This is a genomic window from Thermodesulfobacteriota bacterium, assembly GCA_035559815.1.
GTDB lineage: Bacteria > Desulfobacterota_D > UBA1144 > Nemesobacterales > CSP1-2 > DATMAT01.
Map to the genome: position 1 here is coordinate 28,840 of DATMAT010000020.1, position 20,932 is coordinate 49,771.

Consider the following 20,932-nt stretch of genomic DNA (forward strand, 5'->3'; position numbering starts at 1 on the left):
TCCTTTGAGTGTTCCCTGGAGATATTGACCTAAACGAAGGCTATGAGCCGTGCGAGCTTAAAATTATTTAACTATATATTTGTCTCATTATTCTTCATTCTTTTTTCTCTCTCCACGCCCGCATTTTCCGAAAAGCCATCTATATCGATAAGGGTCCTGGAAAACCCGGAAAGCAATCCTGTTATCAAAACTCTTCCCAAGGCGGATATCGAAAGAGAGATCTCTACCGTGCTCATAGGCTCGGGATATAGACTGACGCTAGAACAGTCGAGCGACATCATGCTGGAAGTCTACGTGGGTATAAGGGCCACAGAGAACAAGGCGGCAGGGGTTACTTACAATACGGTTGCCGATGTTTTCATCCGGGCTAAAGACCGGGGAGGAGAGTTAATAACCGAGGTAAGAGACAGCTCCTATAAGACTGGCTCGACCGTCGGTGATTCCAGTCTGGAGGCATTGAAGGTTGCCGGTGCCGGCGCCGCAAGAAAGCTGAGGTCGGAATTGGAGGAAAGAAACAGGCAGGCAGCCCGAGCAGAGTTTATACAAGTTTCGTTCAGCGGTCTTAGAAGTTATGTTCAGTACGAGCGTATAGATAAAATAATAGCGAAGTCGCTCTCGGGGGTCAGCATAAGAAAGAGGGTTTTTAAACCGGGAGGAGAGGTTTCCTTTCAGTTGTCTTCGAAGGCTAGCGCTGAAGAGCTGGCTAAAACCATACAAGGGTCGCTGCCCGGAGATATAGCCGTTAAGTTAGAACGCAGCTCCTACGACCATATTTGGTTTAGCCTTGATTGACCAGTCGGAGAGTATAGATGGCTTTGACCCTATTCCCACTCTATGGTGCTGGGTGGCTTGGTGGATATGTCATACACGACGCGGTTGATGCCCTTTACCTCGTTAATTATGCGGACGGAGACCTTCTCCAGTACTTCATAAGGGATACGGGCCCAGTTGGCAGTCATGCCGTCCAGGCTGGTCACCGCCCTGAGTGCTATGACATTCTCATAAGTCCTTTCATCCCCCATGACCCCGACGGTGTTTACCGGGAGGAAGACACAAAAGGCCTGCCAGATTTCATCATAAATTCCTGCTCTTCTTATTTCTTCTATAAAAATCGCGTCTGCCAGGCGAAGCTTTTCCAGTTTTTCCTCAGTTACCTCGCCCATAATCCTTATTGCTAATCCCGGCCCGGGGAACGGATGGCGGTCGAGGATCTCCGGGGGAAGCCCAAGCTCACGCCCTACCGCTCTTACTTCGTCTTTAAACAATTCACGGAGAGGTTCTATCAACTCTAGGTTCATTCTTTCAGGCAGACCGCCCACATTGTGGTGAGATTTTATCTTTGCCGAGGGGCCTTTGACGCTCACGCTCTCGATGACATCCGGGTATAGGGTTCCCTGGGCAAGAAAGCGGGCCCCATCAATCTTAAGGGCCTCCTCTTCAAATACCCGGATGAATTCCTCCCCTATAATTTTTCTCTTGAGCTCCGGGTCCTCTACGCCCTCCAGCTTTTGAAGAAAACGTTTGCTGGCATCGACAGGAATAAGGTTTAGCCCTGAATCGCTAAAAGCCGCCAGGACCTGGCTGGCTTCATTCTTCCGGAGAAGCCCGGTGTCGACGAATATGCATTGGAGCCTATCCCAGATAGCACGCTGTATGATTAAAGCGGCCACGGCTGAGTCCACCCCTCCGGAAAGGGCGCAGATTACCTTGGAGTCCCCCACCTTTTTTCTGATGTCTTTTATGGCCGATTCCACGAAGGATTTGGCTGTCCACGAGCCGTCGCACTGGGCAATCCTAAAAATAAAGTTTGATAGTATTTCCTTGCCGAACTCGGTGTGGACCACCTCCGGGTGGAACTGGACGCCGAAGATTCTCCGGTTTCTATCCTTCATGGCGGCTACCGGTGAGTTTTCACTGGTGGCAATGGTGGTGAATCCTTCCGGAAGACCGAGCACCCGGTCACCGTGGGACATCCAAACCTTGGTCTTCGGTGGAATACCGTGGAAAATGTCGGAATCGTCCGTGATGTTAATCTCGGCAGGCCCGAATTCCCTTCTTTCCGACCGTTCAACCCTCCCGCCGAGGAGTTGGGCGGTTAGTTGCATCCCGTAGCAGATTCCCAATATGGGGATATTCAGGTCGAATATCTGCGGGTTTAAAGACGGTGATCCCTCGTCCCAGACACTGGCCGGCCCGCCGGATAAAACAATTGCCTTTGGCTCGGCCTTCTTTATTTCATCTAAAGGAAAAAGAAAAGGTTTAATCTCGGAGTAAACGCCGATCTCCCGTATTCTTCTGGCGATAAGCTGGGTGTACTGCGATCCGAAGTCAAGGACTAAAACTGTTTCACGCATTATTGTGAATTAGGGCTACGTGGTTATGGATCCGCTGAAAGGTAAGGAACGTATGTATGCGTTCCCTACAACTAAAATTATTCGATTCTGTAATTTGGTGCCTCTTTGGTTATGATTACATCGTGGACATGGCCCTCACGAAGCCCGGCGTGGGTTACCTTTATGAATTTTGCATTCTTTCTCAGTTCATGAATAGTACGGCATCCGGTATAACCCATACCGGCCTTTAATCCGCCAACGAGCTGATAAATCATTCCCCCTATCGAACCTCGGTATGGGACCCTTCCTTCGATACCCTCCGGAACGAGCTTGGCATCTATCATCTCGTCCTGTGCATAACGGTCGCGGCTTCCTTTCTTCATGGCTTCTATCGAGCCCATCCCCCGATAAACCTTGTAGGTCCTACCCTGATACAGCACAACCTCTCCCGGAGCTTCGTCAGTACCGGCAAATAAATTACCTATCATGACCGAGTATGCTCCCGCTGCCAGAGCCTTAGTCACATCGCCAGAATATTTGATCCCGCCATCGGCAATTATAGGGGTATCGTGTCTATGGGCTATCTTCCCCACCTCTAATATAGCGGTGACCTGGGGGACGCCTATTCCGGCAATGACCCGGGTAGTACATATAGAACCAGGCCCGACCCCGACTTTAACCGCGTCTGCCCCGGCTTTTATCAGGGCCTCGGCTCCGTCTGCAGTGCCTACGTTTCCGGCAATTAAGTCTATTTTGCGGAAATTAGACTTCGTGGATATTACCGCGTCGATCACCCTCTTAGTGTGGGCGTGTGCCGTGTCTATTACTACCACGTCACATCCGACCCTAACTAGGGCGTCAACCCTTTCCTCTCTATCCGGCCCGACACCGACGGCGGCTCCGCATCTCAATCTTCCCATTCCGTCTTTGCAGGCATGGGGATACTTCTCTATCTTTTCTATATCTTTCATGGTTATAAGGCCGCGGAGTCTGAACTTTTCGTCTACTACCGGGAGCTTCTCGATTTTATATTTGTGAAGAAGCTCTTTTGCGCTCTCCAGTGTAATTCCCTCTCTAACGGTAATAAGCTTGTCCTTGGCAGTCATGAGCTGGTCAACCCGGTAATCAAGGTTCTTTTCCAGTCTCAGGTCTCTGTTGGTGATTATGCCCACTAATCCCCCGTCTTCCTCGGTAACGGGCAGTCCGGTTATATTATGCTTAAGCATGATATCCAATGCTTCTCTCACCTTATGATAAGGACGAACGGTCAAGGGGTTGACTATCATTCCGCTTTCGTACTTTTTGACCCTCTCTACCTCTGCGGCTTGAGAGGCGATATCAATATTTCTGTGAATTATGCCGATTCCACCCTCTTGGGCCATAGCTATAGCCGTCTTAGCCTCGGTTACCGTGTCCATGGCCGCGCTGATTAGGGGAATATTGAGCTTGATGTTAGGGGTCAAATAGGTGGAGACGTCGACTTCGCTCGGCATAATTTCGGAATATCCCGGAACTAGAAGAACGTCGTCGAACGTCAAACTTTCGTCGATTCTATCCTCGGACATGATATGTTACCTTTTTGATTTTTTGGCCTTTGCTTTTTTTATCGTAGATTTTGTACCCCGGTTATTAGCGGCTTTCCTCGGCTTGGAAGGAGTGGGCGTGGAAATCAGTTTGGTCGGAGCTTTGACGATCTCTATCACCTGTTTCCTCATTTCCGGCAGGGTTACACCCAGTTCTATCTCGATCTCCTGCTCTTTCTCTCCAAGATTTATAAAAACAGGAAGTACACCTACGAAGGTAGTTGCATCCACACGCTCGAACCCAAGAGCCTTAAGAAGCTTCTTGGGAAGGACCGGAAATTCCAACGTCGCTATGTCCGCCGTCTCCTGCGGAAGCAAGCCGTCCTGGCTTACGCTTATCTTTAGACGCGTAGACTTCATCCTGTATTTCACCCCCTAATTAAGTACATTTCCGCCTTCAATTGATAAAAAGGGCGCTTTAATTTTAACTCTAATTGATTATGGCGGTGAATTTTCCGTTCTCTTTTGTGAGAATGAATAAAAGGAGAGATCTTGTATTACGCTCCCAATTTATCTTACCTTTATTGTTAAAGTATTTTACTTTAATTGATGCAAATAGCAATAGTTAGGCAGCGAGCGGAAGCGGCCAGTCTCGTCCCGGAAAGGCCACGGGTGTTAGGGAGTCAGATAGGTGTTAAGTGGTGCGGGGTTTACTGTCGGCATGGATAGAGTAACCGTATAAGTCTTAGGAACCTCTCGATTTCCAGTTAAGGTTAATTTAGGAGAGAATAAGATAAAAATCCAGTGATTTATAATAGTTAGTTGGTGAGTAACTCAGACGATCACGAATCAAGGCCCCTTGATTCCTTCACAATTTCCACTATATCGTGCATTATCCGGTTAAGGGAATAGTCTTTTGGGGTGTAGACGCGCCTGAGGCCGGCCTTGATGAGTAGTTTAGCATCTTCGTCCGGAATGATGCCGCCGGCGATTACCGGTATGTCATCAAGCTGCCGTTTTCTCATCAAGCCTATTATCTTGGGGATGATTGTGTCGTGTGAGCCGGATAGAATGCTCAGCCCCACTAGGTCCACGTTCTCCTCTTCCGCGGTTCTGGCAATCTGCTCGGGGGTAAGGCGAATACCTTGATAAATGACCTCCATACCTACCTCCCTTGCTCGAACAGCAATTTGCTCGGCGCCGTTTGAATGACCGTCGAGCCCCGGCTTCCCGATAAGTATCTTAATCGGGCGTCCCAGCTTTTCTCCGAGCGCTTTAACTTCGCTTCTTATTCGAGTTATGTCATCGGTTTCCCTTTGAAGCCGGATGGAAGTCCCGGTCGGGGCCCGGTATTCGCCAAAGACCAGGCGAAGTGTGTCCGACCATTCCCCGGTGGTAACACCGGCATGGGCACAATGGATTGAAGCGGGCATGATGTTTTCACTGCTTTTGGCTGTATCCCTTAATCTTTCCAGGGCATCTTTGACTGCCTTCTGGTTTCTCCTGACTTTGAACGACCTTAACCTTTCTATTTGTTTTTTAACCATCTCCGGCTCAACCTTCTGTATCGACTCCTCTATAGATTGGGTGTGAGGAGATACCTCCGTCTCGGTAAAGCAATTAACCCCGACTATCTTTATATCCCCGGATTCGATTGCTCGAACACGCTCGGCATGAGACGAGACCAGCGCCATCTTCATGTATTCGATTGCCTCGAGCGTGCCGCCGATTTTCCGGATCCTATCTATTTCTTTCCATGCGGCGTCTTTTAGCTCTTTAACCGTGGCCTCGATTACCGATGAGCCGTTGAATATGTCCGGATACTCCAGCAAGTCGGTTTCGTAGGCTAGAATCTGCTGAAACCGGAGTGACCATTGCTGGTCCCAGGGGCGGGGAAGCCCCAGGGCTTCATTCCATGCGGGAAGCTGAATTGCTCTGGCGCGGGCATCCCTGCTAAGGGTTACGGCCAGCATCTCGATTATTATCCGGGCGACGTTGTTCTCCGGTTGTTGTGCGGTGAGGCCAAGGGAGTTCACCTGAACTCCGTATCTAAAACGTCTGTACTTCTCGTCTTTGACCCCGTATTCTTTCAAGGTCAGCTCATCCCACATTTCGGTGAATGCCCTCATCTTGCAGAGTTCCTCGATGAAACGAATCCCGGCGTTCACAAAAAAGGAGATGCGGCCCACAACTTGTGGAAACTGCTCTTCAGGAATCTGCCCGTTTTCACGAACTGAATCGAGCACGGTGGTTGCATTTGCTAGTGTGAATGCAATCTCCTGCACCGGGGTGGCCCCGGCTTCCTGGAGATGATAGCTGCATATATTAATCGGGTTCCAAGCCGGTACTTTAGAGGATGTGTAAGAAATCATGTCGGAGATAAGGCGCATGGACGGTCTTGGAGGAAATATGTATGTCCCGCGTGAGAGGTATTCTTTCAAAATATCGTTTTGAGTGGTTCCTTGGAGAAGGGAAATATCTATTCCCCGTTTCTCGGCTAGTGCTATGTACAGGGAAAGGAGCCAGGCGGCAGTGGCGTTGATGGTCATTGAGGTGTTCATTTTTTCTAGTGGTATCTGGTAGAAAAGGGCTTCCATATCTTCGATATGGCAGACGGGGACTCCTACCTTGCCCACCTCGCCCTCGGCCAGGGGATGGTCGGAGTCGTAACCGGTCTGAGTGGGAAGGTCAAAGGCGATGCTTAAGCCGGTTTGTCCCTTGGCCAGGTTTTTCCGGAATAGTTCGTTAGAGGCTTCGGCGGTCGTATGCCCGGCATAGGTCCTCATTATCCAGGGATTGTCTTTCACTCGTCTTTTCGATTTCTGGTCCGGCTTTGAAGGCATACTAATTCTCCCCCTGATAATAGAAGCACAAATCACTGGCAGTAGGGGGATAATTGGGTCGGTTGCTTTAGGCGAAGCTGATTGCCCTTACTACTGCCACGATACACAATAATGTTATCAGAAAAGTAGGAGGAGAGGAAAGTATGGTCTTTGAACCTCTGATTACTCTGGACAGCTATGATAATAGATGTAGGGGCACGCTGCGGCGTGCCCCTACATCTATCTCATCCAATAGAGAAATTAACTTGCTCATGGTAAGGTCTTATTCCGAGACATATCTGTCCAAAATAAGAGATTGCTTCGCTTCGCTCGCAATGACAACCCATGTCCTGTGATTGCGAGGAGTGAAGCGACGAAGCAATCCCTTGAAAAAAAGAGATTAGGGTTAGAATGATCCATGGTTCGACAGAGTTTGCCCTGAGTTTATCGAAGGGCTCACCATGAAGGCAGATATAAAACTTGTAGCAATGCCATGCCCTTCACCCTGAGCGGAATCGAAGGGTGAGTCCTTCGGCTTAGTTTATCTTGAGTGCTTCGACCTCGCTCAGCATAAACTAAGCCGAAAGGCTCAGAATAAACTACGATGAAGGGTGAGTAGGATTAAAAAGGCTATTTCAACAAATAGGGTTAGGACGGTGCTTGCATGAGAAACATAAAAGAGGGTGACCTGACTTTAAAAAGACCATTTTATCTATTTAAAGGCCTTGTTTTATAAGTATGAACCATTACTTTGGACAGCAGTAATTTCGAGAGTAATTTTTGGGTTTAAACTTAAGCTATGATTAAGCGGAAGGTATCTCCAGCTTCATTGAAGAACGGCTTGGTGATACGGGAAATTGAAGCCGGAGAAGAATTTGAAGTATCCAGACTGGTAGACCGCGTCTTCATGGAATTTATTGCTCCTATTTTTTCCAACCGGGGTACTCATGAAGTCAGACGCTATGCCAAGGCCGAGAGACTGAAAGAACGGCTGGAAGAAGGTTGCTTTATTCTTCTCGCTTTATGGAAGGGACAAATCGTTGGAATGATTGAGGTAAAGGAAGAGGGCCATATATCTTTGCTGTTTGTTGACGGCGAGTATCAGGGCAAGGGGATTGCCAGGAAATTGATTAATGCTGCTGTCAAGCGCTGTTTAAAAATAGACCCTTTCCTTAAAGTCGTTTCGGTCAATTCCGCTCCGAACTCGGTTAAATTCTACAAGAAGCTAGGTTTCGTCCCCACCCATTCCCAACGCATCCAGAATGGGGTGCGATATGTGCCGATGGAGTTGGAAGTTAATGCGGAATTGAACCTGATTTGTAGATAGACAATCTCATGCCATGGATTTATTTTCACGCCCATTTGCGAGTTCTTATAGGAGCTTCTGGAAATCCCTTTTTTTGAGAGATAAATAGGATTAACAGATTTTGACTTGAAATGGATATTTATATTGCGATTGGGCTAAACATGGTACAAAAATTTAATTAACCTGTACGTTATTTGAATACTGTATTCTTTTATTTATACAACGCACTTTGATGCACTTCGAAATCGTCGGAGAAATTACCGATATTGAAATAATTGCTGTAGGCAGTGCTATTCGTATCCTTCCAGTTTTGCGAAAGCGATACGGCAAGGGACGATGGAGAAAGTTAAAAGGAATTGCTACTGTTCTTTTGCCCGATGGACAAATACGGATAGCTGAAGTACACTGGTTTGAAGCGCATGGCATAGGCAAGAGGAAAATGAGAATAAAGAGATTTCTAGATTAAAGACTATGGTAAAAAATAAAAACCAAAAAAAGAAATTCGCTATATGTATTAGTACAGATGACCCAGACTTATTGACCCCACGGATGATTTATCGAATCTTACCTGACAATAATGCAGCACGGTCTAACTATGTTCGTGTGATAGATAATGAGGGCGAAGATTATTTATACCCTGCGGATTATTTCGTTTTTGTCGATCTCCCTCCTGCAGTAGAGAAAGCGTTGTTGAGGGTATCGAAATAATTCGAAAATACAAGAGCTTTCTACCGTACCCCAAGAATATATTTACGATGATCCCTTTAATGCCTCTCAATTTTGACTTGCGATGCCTTTTACTTTATATTCGTCAATAATTAGGTTTTTTGTAAGAATTCCAGGATATTATGCTTGAAGTTTGTACATATGATGTTTCCAGTGAAGCAGTTACTAAGTCAGTGCTTTATGGATCGAATTAATTATACAAAATTTTTAGAGGCGGTTGGAGCGGAATTTCAGGCCCGTATATCAAAGGCTAAATATTATAAGCACCCTACCGGCGTTGGGGATGCGCTAGAAGATATTGTTCGAGAATATCTCAGACAAATTCTTCCCGAGCGTTTCTCCGTGGACCGTGGAAAAATTTTTGATAGCGAAGGAAGACTCTCTCGTGAATTTGACATCATCATTTCTGAGCGTTTTGACGTTGTTCCGATGATGGCATTGGCAGGTAGGAGAATAATACCAGTAGAGGCTGTATATGGTGTTATCGAAGTTAAATCGAGGCTTGATTTAAACAACTACAACAGTTTTATTCAAGCAGTCGAACAGCTTGATGAGATGCGTAGATTTTATAAATCTGTAGACAATAGTTTGGTTCACTCAAAAGAAGAAGGTTATAGTGCGCAGGATAACGTTCCTGGTAAATTATGGAGCGGAATCATTACTTTTAATGCTCTTCAAAGAAAGACGCTTCGCGCTCTTTTACAAAAATTTTGTGAAGGCCTTGTTTTCATATGCATACCACATAGAGAGTTAGTTTTATACTGGCCGAATGATACAGATTTCATACATTATCCGTTAAAACTAAAGTCTCTTCCATTAGCTGTTTGGCTAATCCTGGAATTGACTACTAATAATTTGCGTTCAAGGAAATTAATGCCTGATTTTTCACGCTATAGGAGTAATATGCTTAAAAAAATTATTGGAGAAACAAGTGACAAACTGAGATTGAAGAGAAATACTAACAAAAAAGGCCAGAGACTCAAGAGTAGTAAGTAGGGTACTGACTCTCAGCGACAATTGGCTTTGAGAAAACTGCTTTTAGATTTTCCATTCTAATTAAATTGAGTAACCCCTGCTTCTATGGTACTATCCCATACTTCCCAAAATTCCATCAAAAAGGAGAAATGAAGAGATGGGGGTAAAGCCTGACCACTGGATTAGGAGAATGGCACTCGAGCATAAGATGATCGAGCCGTTTGTCGAGGAGCAAGTTTCAAAGGGCTCCATATCTTACGGTCTATCCGCCTACGGGTACGACATCCGGGTGAGCGATGAATTCAAAGTTTTTACGAATGTTTACAACACGGTTGTAGACCCCAAGGGATTTGACGAGAAGTCCTTTGTGTCCATAAAAGCCGATGTCTGCTTGATTCCCCCTAATTCATTCGCCCTGGCCAGAACAGTCGAATATTTCCGAATTCCCCGTAGTGTGATCACCCTCTGCGTGGGCAAGTCAACCTACGCCCGGTGTGGTATAATAGTGAACGTTACGCCCTTTGAGCCCGAGTGGGAGGGATTTGTAACCCTAGAAATTTCTAACACAACCCCACTTCCGGCAAAAATTTATGCAAATGAAGGAATTGCTCAGGTTATATTTTTCGAGGCGGATGAGGTGTGCGAGGTGTCTTACGCTGACAAGAAAGGGAAGTACCAAAAACAGGTAGGGATTACCCCTCCTAAGGTTTGATGAAATTAATCCGGGGCGGTTTGCTAACTGCCCTAAAATGAAACGGTTTTAGGTATAGAAATTACTTTATAAACCTACACAAAAGTTCCTGATATCATTTACTTTTGTTGGTTTTTATGGTATATTAGTTAAGATTTATTTTATTACCGGAGGTTGTGTAGTTGGAAGCGGATAAGGATATAGAGGGAAAACTGTATAAACAGGGTAATTCTTACACTGCTGAGGCCATTAAAGTGCTTCCCGGGCTCGAGGCGGTGAGGAAACGTCCGGATATGTACATCGGGGACACCAGCACCAGGGGGTTTCATCACCTGGTGTTTGAGGTTCTCGACAACAGCGTCGACGAGGCGCTTGCCGGGTTTTGCGACGAGATAAGCGTTACTATCCACGTGGATGGAAGCGTTACGGTAGAGGATAACGGGCGCGGAATTCCGGTCGGTACACATAAGGAAACGGGTAAATCTGCCGCCGAAGTGGTGATGACTACGCTTCACGCCGGCGGAAAATTCGAGGGAAAGGTATATAAGGTCTCTGGAGGTCTTCACGGAGTCGGAGTTACAGTAGTCAACGCTCTTTCCGAATACCTGACCCTGGAGATAAGGATAGACGGAAAGGTCTGGTTTCAGAGATACGAGAGGGGAAAGCCGGTAAGTGAACTCAAGGAAACCGGGAAGACGAAAAGAAGCGGTACCAAGATCAGGTTTAAACCTGACTCAGAGATATTTGAGATTAACGAGTTTAATTACGATACACTTGCCCACAGGATAAGGGAACTCGCTTTTTTAAACAGCGGCCTCAAAATTAAACTGACCGATGAGCGCGATGGAAAGGAACAGGAATTTTATTACAAGGGCGGAATAGTGGCCTTTGTCCAAGAGCTTAATAAGAATAAGAACACCCTCCATCCCAAACCGATTTACGTCTCCGGCGAGAAGGACGATATTATAGTCGAGGTTGCCCTTCAATATCACGACGGGTACAACGAGACCATATTCTGCTACGCAAACAACATAAACAACCTCGAAGGCGGCACGCACCTTACCGGCTTCAGGGGCGCACTCACCAGGACCGTGAACAAATATGCCGAGGACCACGGGCTTCTCAAGAATGCAAAGGTCGATTTGACCGGAGAAGATACAAGGGAAGGTCTCACATCCGTAATAAGCGTCAAGCTGCCTAATCCTAAATTTGAAGGGCAGACGAAAACTAAGCTAGGAAACACCGAGGTCAAAGGTATAGTGGAAACGCTTCTCAACGACAAGCTGGGAACCTTCTTTGAGGAGAATCCGTCTGTAGCCAGAAAGATTATCGAGAAGACGGTGGAGGCGGCCAGGGCAAGGGAAGCAGCGAGAAAGGCCAGGGAGTTAACGCGCAGAAAAAGCGCTCTCGAATCCGGGTCGCTACCGGGAAAACTGGCCGACTGTCAGGAACGGGACCCTCAGTATTCGGAGCTTTTCATAGTGGAGGGAGAATCAGCGGGCGGCTCGGCAAAGCAGGCCAGAGCCAGGTTCAACCAGGCGGTGCTTCCGCTCCGGGGAAAGATTCTTAACGTGGAGAAGGCCAGGTTCGACAAGATGCTCAGCAACGAGGAAATAAGGACCATGATTACCGCCCTCGGCACTGGAATAGGGAGCGATGATTTCGATGTCAACAAGATTCGTTATCATCGGATAATCCTGATGAGCGATGCCGATGTGGATGGTTCCCACATAAGGACACTGCTCCTGACCTTTTTCTACAGGCAGGTGCCGGAGATTATCGAAAAGGGATACCTTTACGTGGCTCAGCCGCCTCTATACAGAGTGAAACGGGGAAAGGATGAGAGATACCTGAAGGACGAACAAAGTTTTGAGAACTATCTCCTGGAGATCGGCACTGAGGGATTGGTGTTGAAAGGAAGTAGGGATGAGGAACTGAGAGAGATCAAAGGAAATAGACTCCTTGAGATTATAAAAAAATACATTTCCTATGGAAAGATCCTGGAAAAACTGGGAAGGTGGGGAAGAGATACGAGGATAGTGGAAGCGTTCGTCAGTAGAGACGGATTTAGGAAGAGCCATCTCAAAGTTGGAAACGAAACCGAGCTAGATACACATTTGCAAGAGATTAAAAAGTGGATCGAAAAACGGCACTCCGAGATCACCGCACTAGACTGGGAGCTTGGGGAAGACGAAGAGCATAACTGCTCCCGAATCATTTATCACTTCAAGGAGAATGGCAGGAACAGAAACACGGTGATTGATTTTGATTTTTTGAACTCTCCCGACTTTAGCGAGCTTAAGAACCTTCACGAAGGTATCCGGGCTGCGGGCGAGCCGCCCTATTTCATCCAGGAAAACGGCGGTCCGGAGACAAAGCTTGAGAACCTGAGGGAAGTGACCGAGCATATTCTATCGCTGGCAAAGAAAGGTATGTTCATTCAGAGGTATAAGGGGCTTGGCGAGATGAACCCGGAGCAGCTCTGGGAGACCACGATGAACCCGGAGACAAGGGTGCTCAAACAAGTAAGGGTTGAGGACGCCGTCCAGTCCGATGAAATCTTTACCATTTTGATGGGCGACCAGGTTGAACCCAGAAAAGAGTTCATCGAGAAAAATGCGCTCAACGTAAGAAACCTGGATATATAATCCAAGAATTTATTTGCCACAGAGATTGCCGAGTTTATTGAGTTGTGGTCTTTGAATATATGCCTTACTAAGATTAAACCCAATGTAGGGAACGCATATATGTGTTTCTTACAATCCTATATTTTAACTTGTAATAGCGAGAACTAATCAAACAGGCAGTGCTTTAGAAATTTGTAACTAATAGAATGGGTTCAGTTACTCTGAGCTCATCATAACATTCAGAGCTTGTCCAGAGCAAAGCGTAGGAATAGAATCTGCGAGGGCCCTAAGTAGTCATGCTGAACGAAGTGAAGCATCTTAAAATTAGATTCTTCGCCTTCGGCTCAGAGTGACAGCGTTGAAAGTTACTGCCAGATACAACCTATGCCTGCATTGCTGAAATCTCGAATTCTGATTATTACAATTATTTCTTCAAAAACTTAGCAACTAGGCTAATCCACAATTCAGGGCAATTATTAAAGCTGGTTTTCGCTCACGCAATTTCATTTGACATTCTTAGGTGCTAATACATACTATTAAATCAAGACTTCAATGGCTTATTCATTCCCTCTCGTTTCCGTCTGATGCATGATCGGCATCGATTAAAATCCAGTTAAATCATGACCACCGACCCAACTAATAGAACCGTTGACCTTTCTTCATTAAGGATTGACCGGGACAAGCCTCAGTCAAGGAGGCGCTTCCTGAAACTCTCGGCCGGGGTATTGATTCTGTTGTTGGTACTTTTCTTGTTTTTTCGTGTTGCGCCGCGGCACTTTGCTTTCCTGAGCCCGGAGGTCTCGGTAGCCCGTGCCATACTCGTTCCTCCCTCTCAAGCTGCCACAGTACTGACCGCTTCCGGCTACATAGTGGCAAGAAGCAAGGCAGAGATATCACCCAAGACAGTGGGCCGTATCGCCTGGATCAATTTGGAAGAGGGACAAAGGGTGAAAAAAGGAGAGCTGGTGGCGCGTCTGGAAAATCAGGAGTTAATTGCGCAGAAGGCTGAAGCATCGGCGAACCTGGCAAACGCCCGGAGGGAACTGGTACGGCAGAAGGAGCTTTTTGCCAAGGGGATTACTACGGAACAGTCTCTGGACAACGCAGAGACACAGGTGGAGATATTCGAGGCCCAGCTCCACTACATCGAGGAGCAGATTCGTAACACCGAGATTTACGCTCCCATAGACGGGGTGGTTACCGTGAAAAAAGCGTTTCTGGGAGAGACCGTTACCCCACAAGGGTTTGGGGCCGGTTCTGCCGGGGCTACCTTTGCGGTAATTGTCGACTTAGACTCACTGGAGATGGAGGCGGATATCAACGAGCAGAACGTCTCAAAGCTTAGGCTAGGAATGCCTGCCGAAGTAACCCTTGATGCCTACCCGGATCGTTCTTACAAGGCCAGATTGCGCCAGATTGTCCCCACGGCGGATAGGCAAAAGGGCTCGGTCAAGGTCAAAATAGAGCTTCTGGAGAGGGATGAAAGGGTTTTACCGGAGATGTCCTGCCGGGTCTACTTTCAGAATTGGGAAATCCTTTCAGAGGGAAAGTCCAGGGTGATGATACCGGTTTCTTCAGTGATAGATATGGACGGAGAGAAAGGGGTTTTTCTGCTCAACCGGGATGCGATTCGGTTCCAGCCAGTTGCATTGGGTAACACCGTAGGCTCGCAGATAGAGGTTATGGAAGGGCTTTCAGGCGGGGAGGAGATAGTTGTCGAGGCGGCTGATAATAATCTCGAAAACGGCCAGAAAGTAAGAAGGAAAAGCGAGTGAACCGTTGGCCAAACCTCTCATACAAGTTTTAGATATAGTCAAGAAATATCACCGCGGTGCAGAAGAGCTTCTGGTTCTAAACGGCCTCAACTTGAACATAGAGGAAGGAGAGTTCGTAGCGCTGATGGGGCCATCGGGTTCCGGTAAGACTACGCTTCTTAACCTGATTGCCGGAATAGACCGCCCTACCTCCGGGCATATCTACGTGGGGGAAGAGGACATCTCCGCCATGAATGAGTCGGAGTTGGCCGAGTGGCGAAGCCGTCACATTGGATTTATTTTTCAGACGTACAATCTGATTCCGGTTCTGACTGCTTTTGAGAACGTGGAGCTTCCTTTATTACTAACACCCCTGGGAAAAGCGGAGCGGCGAAAGCACGTGGAGATTGCCCTTTACATAGTGGGGTTAGCCGACCGAATGTCCCACTATCCAAACCAGCTTTCCGGCGGACAGGAGCAGCGGGTGGCTATAGCCAGGGCAATAGTGACTGATCCTACTCTTCTCATAGCCGACGAGCCGACGGGGGACTTGGATGCTAAAAGTGCGGACGAGGTACTGGTCCTTCTGGAGCGCTTGAACTTAGAGTTCAAGAAGACCATAGTCATGGTGACGCACGACCCGAAGGCGGCTTCACGCGCACGCCGGCTGGTACGTTTGGAAAAAGGAATCTTGATTGAAGACAACCATTCGAATGGTATTGGTTCTCCTGGGCCTGCTGATGTAATTGATGCTTCTGTTGGCCCCGCAGAATCGGAATGATTAGGGGACGGTGAAATGAATAGTTCTAAGCCTGATTTTAACCTCCACTTCGTCCCCTCCTTTGTGAGGAGGTGGTTTAAGGAGGTATTAGTAAGACCGGTGAATAATCCGTTCGTTCTGAGCCTGTCGAAGAACGGGTTTTCTAATCATTCATCCTTCGACCTTGTTGTTACGAGCGGATATTCATCCGCTGGGTGCAAAAATATTTAACGATGCAGGGCAGTCGTTACTACGGCGTCTATCAAAAAGGAACAGCTTTAAATAAAAGCTAAACGTAAATGAAGTTTCTATCCCTGATGCTGAAGAATGTATTTAGGAAGAAGACCCGGACGATTCTGACCATCGGTTCGATTATTCTTCCTCTCTTAGTTATATGCATCATGGGAAGCTTCTTAAAGGCCCTTGATGCACCCGACCCGGCCGAGACGCGAGGCATGTTTCGCATAGTAACCCGGCACAAGGTCGGGCTGACCAGCGACTTGCCGATTAGCTATGCGGAAAGGATCGAACAGTTAGACGGCGCATTGGCGGTAACCACCTTCGACTGGTTTGGAGGCACATACATTGATAACAGCGCCCGGAATTTCTTCGCCCGTTTTGCCGTGGAGCCGGAGACCTTTCTCGAGGTATTCGACGATGCCAGCTTGACCAGAGGCTCTATAGAGGACTGGATGAGCGACCGGGCCGGAGCTTTAGTGGGGGAGGACCTGATGAAAAAGTACGGCTGGAAGCCGGGAGACCAGGTCGTCCTGGTCGGGGATATTTATCCGGTTACCCTACAGCTTACCATACGTGCGGTCTATGGAGTTTCCTACGGGGGTTCGGACGGGCTATTTTTCAATCGGAAGTATCTGGAGGAGGCGCTTCCCAGTTTTGAAGGGGTTGTGGGGACCATCTGGACCAAGTGCAGGGATGGAGAGGCGGCTAATCGCCTTTCCAATCAGATCGACCAGATGTTCGAGAACTCGCCATATCCAACCAAGACCGAGAGCGAAAAGGCCTTCCAGATGGGCTTTGTCTCCATGTTAGGGAACGTAAAACTCCTGATAACGTCCTTAGGCGTCATCATAGTGCTGGTCATCATTCTTATCGCTGCCAATACCATGGCGCTCTCTGCACGCGAACGGGTGAGGGAGATAGCGGTCTTGCGCACCCTTGGATTTACCCGGCGCATGATTCTTTTACTGATTCTTGGGGAGAGCCTAACGATGGCGCTGATCGGTGGTTTACTGGGCCTGGGGATGTTTGTGGTGGGTCTAAAGCCACTCAAGGCAAGCCTGGTTAATACCCCGATCTCCGGCTTTGCGTCGGCCATAATGCTTTTCCCGGAGGTATTGGTCGTGGGATTTGGTGTTACGGTCTTGGTAGGCCTTCTCTCCGGTATTGGCCCAGCAATTCGCGCCAGCCAGCGTCCGATCACCGAGGGCCTCAGGCATTTGGGATGAAACTCAAATAAAAACAAGTCAACTAGCCACGAATTATCACGAATGAGCACTGATAAAACATTCAATTTGAAACTTTAAAAAAATTAATTCGAGTTAATTCGTGTTCATTTGTGGCTAAAGAAAAGAAGCAATGTAATGGCTATTCCGCTCAAATACAACATACGTAACCTGCTTGTCCGAAAGATCACGACCGGGCTGACGGTTTTGGGAATCGCCCTGGTTGTGGCTGTTTTTCTATGCGTCATGTCCCTGGCCGAGGGGTTAACACGCGTTTTCAAATCATCCGGCTCGGAGAGAAACATCATAGTTCTTCGCCAAAACTCTCAATCGGAAATCCAATCCGGTGTTACACGCGACCAGGTCCCGCTCATCATGACCTTGCCCGGAATCGAGCGGGACAAAGACGGAAGCCCGCTGGCTTCTCCGGAGTTGGTGGTCGGCTTAAACCTGGAGAAAATAGAAGGGGGGGCGTCCATAGTTACCCTCAGAGGGATTTCGGAGAAGGGCCCTATCCTGAGACCAAATTTCAAGTTGATAGAAGGACGCATGTTCAGACCGGGACTTTCCGAGGTGATAGTTTCAAAGGGTATCTCCAGGCGATTCAAGAATTGCCGCGTCGGGGATACGATTCGCTTTGGCTCTTACCAGTGGAACGTAGTGGGAATATTCGACGCCGGCGGAACTGCGCCGGACAGCGAGATCTGGACGGATGTCGAGGGTGCGCTCGCCGACTTCAAGAGGCTGACTTACTCGTCGGTCCTTTTGCGAAGTACGGATAGCGATGCACGAGACCAGATTATAAAGGCATTAAACAGCGACCCGCGTCTTAATCTCGAAGGAAAATCAGAGCGTGTTTACTATGACGAGCAGACTTCCACCGCCGAGCCTATTAAATTTCTCGGTTTCTTCATCGGTATCATCATGGCTATAGGGGCGAGCTTCGGGGCGATGAACACGATGTACGCCGCCGTTTCTGCCCGTACTCAGGAGATCGCCACGCTACGCGTCTTAGGCTTCTCCCGTTTGGCCATCCTGATATCCTTTGTGGTTGAGGCGATTTGTCTGGCACTTTTAGGCGGCATTCTGGGCTGTTTGTTTGGGATAATAGCCGTAAATCTGGCTCTTTCTGGAATTACCGGTACGACCAATTTCAATACGTTCTCCGAAGTCGTTTTTGCCTTCAGGTTAACTCCGAAGCTTTTGCTTATAGGAATGTTCTTTTCAGTCCTCACCGGATTGCTTGGCGGAATCCTGCCGGCCAGCCGGGCAGCATTTACCAAGATTACTCTGGCCCTCAGGCAGGTGGGGTGAATCTAGTCTGAGAACAAATTGTAGCCTGAATCTGTCGTTCGGCACGTTCGTAGCAGATCAGGATTCCATCATCGTAGAGACGACCCGCCGGGTCGTCTCTACCTTAGAATTTTTGAGGGGCGTATTCGGGCGTTGCATGCGTTTTAGATATTTCAGTCAGTTTCTTTATGACTTTTTCATTTAAAGGTAGATGAAGCTTATTAGTACGTGGCCAAATTGTTCCAGGATAAATATCATACATTGGATCAATATCATACTCTGTTAAATTCCTTAATACATCGTGGCCAGTAGAACATTCTAAATATATTATTGCATTATCATTTACTAACAACTACAAAGCTTGAAAAAAATCCGTAGGGTCAAAACCATTTTCAAATTTCCATACAGTACCAGTGTTAATTGGTTCTAAAGTTTTTCGATTGTTCATTTGCTATGATTAGGGGTTTTTCTTTGAATTAATCGCTTAGCAAACTTATACGACGAGAAAACAAGGGCGATACATAATCCTAAAACAGAGAGACGTATTCCTAGAGAATCTTCGGTGGTAAGCAGGGCGACTGATATAATTGCGGTGAGGGATAAAGCAAAGGCTAAACCGAGGGTGATTCCGCCTTTGGTCGAGAGTCTATTGCGTTCGACCTCCGCTTTTATCCTGAAGATGATAATTACAAGAGTGAGTACTGTGAGAACTATGCCCAGTCCTATCATGATCAGTTCGGCTAAGTTATATCATCTAAGTAAACCGTTCGTCTCTTGACACTCACCCTTCGTCTCCGCTCAGGGTGAAGGGGTACAACTATTGGTTTTAATACCCTCCTTCATACCGAGCGGAGTCGAGGTATGAGCAATTTTCTCCACGCTCATGCTTCACCCTTCGACTCAGGATGTAAGGGCTGATAACCCGTTTGGGAAAATAACATATCACGTCTCTACATTCGATATTGCAGATCGCTGAGAATCAGCTTAGCTTGTATCATTTTAAAATATATTCAAGCATGATTAGGTAGATCCTCGACATATCATGCTGCACGATAAATTCGGTGGTATTTATCCCTTTTGTAGGCACAGACTTCTCTGTGCCTGCTTTCGCTGTTCATAGAACCGCCGCTTTAGCGATCGAAATACCAACATCCTCGCCTAAAGCGTAGTAACGATAACTTGACCACCGGTAATCTTCCGGTTTGTCGTATAACCCGTGTTTTATAGGATTATTATATATATATTCAATGTGCAACCGGTAATACTCTTGGAGAAATAAGCAGATGTATATGGTCAGGGAGAAGAACAAAAGCAATAGTTTCTACAGAACATTTTTTACAATAGTGGTTTAAAATCCTAAGCAGTATTTGAGCACGGTTTTCATTAATAAAGATGGGTTCACGATTTTCGATAACAGAGGTGATAAAATAAAGATGGTCTGTCAAATAAAACCTTTTAAGTTCAACCTTACGAGATACATAACCCTTCATGATTAATGTTCTTTCTATGAATAAGTTGCACGAATAAATTCGTGCCTACAATTTATTTGAGCTGATTTCTTGTACTATTTAGGCCAAAAAACCACCACTGCGCTGGTCACGATTATATTCAAGACCGCCAGCGGAAAAAGGGTCTTCCATCCCAGCTTCATCACCTGGTCGTAGCGAAACCGGGGAATTGTCCATCTGACCCAAATGAAGAAAAAGAGGAGGAAAAGAACCTTTCCGATGAAGACAAGAGGAGGGAGATACCAGTATTTCTCGATATCTATCCCAAACCACCCTCCGAATGGCAGCGGGTACCATCCGCCGAGAAAGAAACACACTACGAGGCACGAGGCTACAATCATATGTGTATATTCAGCCATAAAGTACATGGCAAATTTCATGCTGCTGTACTCGGTGTGATAGCCGGCCACAATCTCCGGCTCGGCTTCGGGCAGGTCAAACGGAAGGCGGTTCGTCTCGGCAAAAGAGGAGACCATGAAAACAATGAAACCTAGAAACTGAGGTATGGCAAACCAGATCCTTTGCTGCGCCTCGACTATATCGTTCAATCGTAAGGAACCGGCAAGCAGGATCACACCTAGTATAGAAAGCCCCAGAGATAATTCGTAGCTTATCATCTGCGCCGCAGACCGAAGTCCTCCCAAGAGCGAATACTTGCTGTTCGACGCCCAGCCGCCCATGACCACGCCGTAAACGCTCAATGAAGATACGGCAAGCACAAAAAGAAGTCCGGCGTTTATGTCTGCTATTTGAAATTTCACGAAAATAGGCTCTTTAAGAAGTCCGAAAATGTCAGTATAGAAGCCGTGGCCTATGGGAATCACCGCAAGAGCAAGCAATGCCGGGACTAAAGAAAGCGCCGGCGCCATTATGTAGAACGGCTTGTTGGCATATTTGGGGATGATATCTTCTTTAAATATGAATTTTATTCCATCGGCTGCGGGTTGAAGAAAACCAAACGGGCCTACCCGGTTAGGGCCGAGTCTATCCTGAATGAATGCGCTTATCCGCCTCTCCGCCAGGGTTAGATAGGCAACCAAGGTAAGAACTACGAAGAAGACCAAAGCGATTTTTACGAATGATATTCCGATTTCCACCCAGAGCATGCTTTTCTCTTTTTTAGCCACGAATTAACACGAATGGTAGCGAAT

The 20,932-nt window shown here is 47.1% G+C and carries 17 protein-coding genes; 11 read left to right on the top strand and 6 right to left on the bottom strand.

The window, feature by feature from the left end; translation table 11 throughout:
* The first annotated feature begins 42 nt into the window (after nt 1–42).
* Nucleotides 43–792 (top strand): hypothetical protein, encoded by a 750-nt coding sequence (locus tag VNN20_04765; GenBank protein HWP91490.1) that lies wholly within the window; start codon nt 43–45, stop codon nt 790–792.
* 29 nt (nt 793–821) lie between these two features.
* Here VNN20_04765 and guaA read toward each other — a convergent pair whose 3' ends face one another.
* The 4 genes from guaA to VNN20_04785 form a co-directional block, all read right to left on the bottom strand.
* A complete protein-coding gene (guaA, locus tag VNN20_04770) occupies nt 822–2,354 on the bottom strand; it encodes a glutamine-hydrolyzing GMP synthase (GenBank protein HWP91491.1) in 1,533 nt (510 codons plus the stop codon).
* A gap of 77 nt (nt 2,355–2,431) precedes the next feature.
* Nucleotides 2,432–3,898, bottom strand: a complete 1,467-nt coding sequence (gene guaB / locus VNN20_04775; protein ID HWP91492.1) for an IMP dehydrogenase — start codon at nt 3,896–3,898, stop codon at nt 2,432–2,434.
* 6 nt (nt 3,899–3,904) lie between these two features.
* Entirely contained in the window at nt 3,905–4,276 is a 372-nt protein-coding gene (locus VNN20_04780; protein HWP91493.1) for a hypothetical protein, read from the bottom strand.
* Nucleotides 4,277–4,698: 422 nt separating this feature from the next.
* Complete coding sequence (locus VNN20_04785) at nt 4,699–6,699, bottom strand: protein meaA (GenBank protein HWP91494.1); 2,001 nt, start codon at nt 6,697–6,699, stop codon at nt 4,699–4,701.
* A gap of 778 nt (nt 6,700–7,477) precedes the next feature.
* Here VNN20_04785 and VNN20_04790 point away from each other — a divergent pair.
* From VNN20_04790 to VNN20_04835, 10 genes are all read left to right on the top strand, one after another.
* On the top strand, nt 7,478–8,005 hold the full coding sequence (locus tag VNN20_04790; protein HWP91495.1) for a GNAT family N-acetyltransferase: 528 nt from the start codon (nt 7,478–7,480) through the stop codon (nt 8,003–8,005).
* A 211-nt stretch (nt 8,006–8,216) separates the two neighbouring features.
* Nucleotides 8,217–8,450: a hypothetical protein gene (locus VNN20_04795; GenBank protein ID HWP91496.1), complete on the top strand. Its 234-nt coding sequence runs from the start codon at nt 8,217–8,219 to the stop codon at nt 8,448–8,450.
* A 386-nt stretch (nt 8,451–8,836) separates the two neighbouring features.
* Nucleotides 8,837–9,706: a DUF6602 domain-containing protein gene (locus tag VNN20_04800; GenBank protein ID HWP91497.1), complete on the top strand. Its 870-nt coding sequence runs from the start codon at nt 8,837–8,839 to the stop codon at nt 9,704–9,706.
* A gap of 136 nt (nt 9,707–9,842) precedes the next feature.
* Nucleotides 9,843–10,397 carry a dCTP deaminase gene (gene dcd / locus VNN20_04805; protein HWP91498.1) on the top strand — a complete coding sequence of 185 codons (555 nt, stop codon included), beginning with the start codon at nt 9,843–9,845 and terminating at the stop codon, nt 10,395–10,397.
* 161 nt (nt 10,398–10,558) lie between these two features.
* Nucleotides 10,559–13,024 carry a DNA topoisomerase (ATP-hydrolyzing) subunit B gene (gene gyrB / locus VNN20_04810; GenBank protein ID HWP91499.1) on the top strand — a complete coding sequence of 822 codons (2,466 nt, stop codon included), beginning with the start codon at nt 10,559–10,561 and terminating at the stop codon, nt 13,022–13,024.
* Between the two features lie 599 nt (nt 13,025–13,623).
* Entirely contained in the window at nt 13,624–14,778 is a 1,155-nt protein-coding gene (locus VNN20_04815) for an efflux RND transporter periplasmic adaptor subunit (protein ID HWP91500.1), read from the top strand.
* A gap of 4 nt (nt 14,779–14,782) precedes the next feature.
* A complete protein-coding gene (locus VNN20_04820) occupies nt 14,783–15,538 on the top strand; it encodes an ABC transporter ATP-binding protein (protein HWP91501.1) in 756 nt (251 codons plus the stop codon).
* A gap of 15 nt (nt 15,539–15,553) precedes the next feature.
* Complete coding sequence (locus tag VNN20_04825; GenBank protein HWP91502.1) at nt 15,554–15,748, top strand: hypothetical protein; 195 nt, start codon at nt 15,554–15,556, stop codon at nt 15,746–15,748.
* Between the two features lie 68 nt (nt 15,749–15,816).
* The gene (locus tag VNN20_04830) at nt 15,817–16,983 is read left to right on the top strand and encodes an ABC transporter permease (protein HWP91503.1); all 1,167 of its coding nucleotides are present in this window, start codon (nt 15,817–15,819) and stop codon (nt 16,981–16,983) included.
* Nucleotides 16,984–17,118: 135 nt separating this feature from the next.
* Complete coding sequence (locus VNN20_04835) at nt 17,119–18,294, top strand: ABC transporter permease (protein ID HWP91504.1); 1,176 nt, start codon at nt 17,119–17,121, stop codon at nt 18,292–18,294.
* A gap of 423 nt (nt 18,295–18,717) precedes the next feature.
* Here VNN20_04835 and VNN20_04840 read toward each other — a convergent pair whose 3' ends face one another.
* Nucleotides 18,718–19,002 carry a hypothetical protein gene (locus tag VNN20_04840; GenBank protein ID HWP91505.1) on the bottom strand — a complete coding sequence of 95 codons (285 nt, stop codon included), beginning with the start codon at nt 19,000–19,002 and terminating at the stop codon, nt 18,718–18,720.
* 835 nt (nt 19,003–19,837) lie between these two features.
* Entirely contained in the window at nt 19,838–20,887 is a 1,050-nt protein-coding gene (nuoH, locus tag VNN20_04845; GenBank protein ID HWP91506.1) for an NADH-quinone oxidoreductase subunit NuoH, read from the bottom strand.
* Nucleotides 20,888–20,932: the final 45 nt, after the last annotated feature.

Excerpts from the sequence above, each read along its gene's own strand:
- dcd (HWP91498.1), top strand. The coding sequence starts at position 9,843 with ATGGGGGTAAAGCCTGACCACTGGATTAGGAGAATGGCACTCGAGCAT.
- VNN20_04765 (HWP91490.1), top strand. The coding sequence starts at position 43 with ATGAGCCGTGCGAGCTTAAAATTATTTAACTATATATTTGTCTCATTA.
- VNN20_04825 (HWP91502.1), top strand. The coding sequence starts at position 15,554 with ATGAATAGTTCTAAGCCTGATTTTAACCTCCACTTCGTCCCCTCCTTT.
- VNN20_04795 (HWP91496.1), top strand. The coding sequence starts at position 8,217 with ATGCACTTCGAAATCGTCGGAGAAATTACCGATATTGAAATAATTGCT.
- VNN20_04790 (HWP91495.1), top strand. The coding sequence starts at position 7,478 with ATGATTAAGCGGAAGGTATCTCCAGCTTCATTGAAGAACGGCTTGGTG.
- VNN20_04785 (HWP91494.1), bottom strand. The coding sequence starts at position 6,699 with ATGCCTTCAAAGCCGGACCAGAAATCGAAAAGACGAGTGAAAGACAAT.
- VNN20_04835 (HWP91504.1), top strand. The coding sequence starts at position 17,119 with ATGGCTATTCCGCTCAAATACAACATACGTAACCTGCTTGTCCGAAAG.
- VNN20_04780 (HWP91493.1), bottom strand. The coding sequence starts at position 4,276 with ATGAAGTCTACGCGTCTAAAGATAAGCGTAAGCCAGGACGGCTTGCTT.
- guaA (HWP91491.1), bottom strand. The coding sequence starts at position 2,354 with ATGCGTGAAACAGTTTTAGTCCTTGACTTCGGATCGCAGTACACCCAG.
- guaB (HWP91492.1), bottom strand. The coding sequence starts at position 3,898 with ATGTCCGAGGATAGAATCGACGAAAGTTTGACGTTCGACGACGTTCTT.
- VNN20_04840 (HWP91505.1), bottom strand. The coding sequence starts at position 19,002 with ATGATAGGACTGGGCATAGTTCTCACAGTACTCACTCTTGTAATTATC.
- VNN20_04830 (HWP91503.1), top strand. The coding sequence starts at position 15,817 with ATGAAGTTTCTATCCCTGATGCTGAAGAATGTATTTAGGAAGAAGACC.
- nuoH (HWP91506.1), bottom strand. The coding sequence starts at position 20,887 with ATGCTCTGGGTGGAAATCGGAATATCATTCGTAAAAATCGCTTTGGTC.
- VNN20_04815 (HWP91500.1), top strand. The coding sequence starts at position 13,624 with ATGACCACCGACCCAACTAATAGAACCGTTGACCTTTCTTCATTAAGG.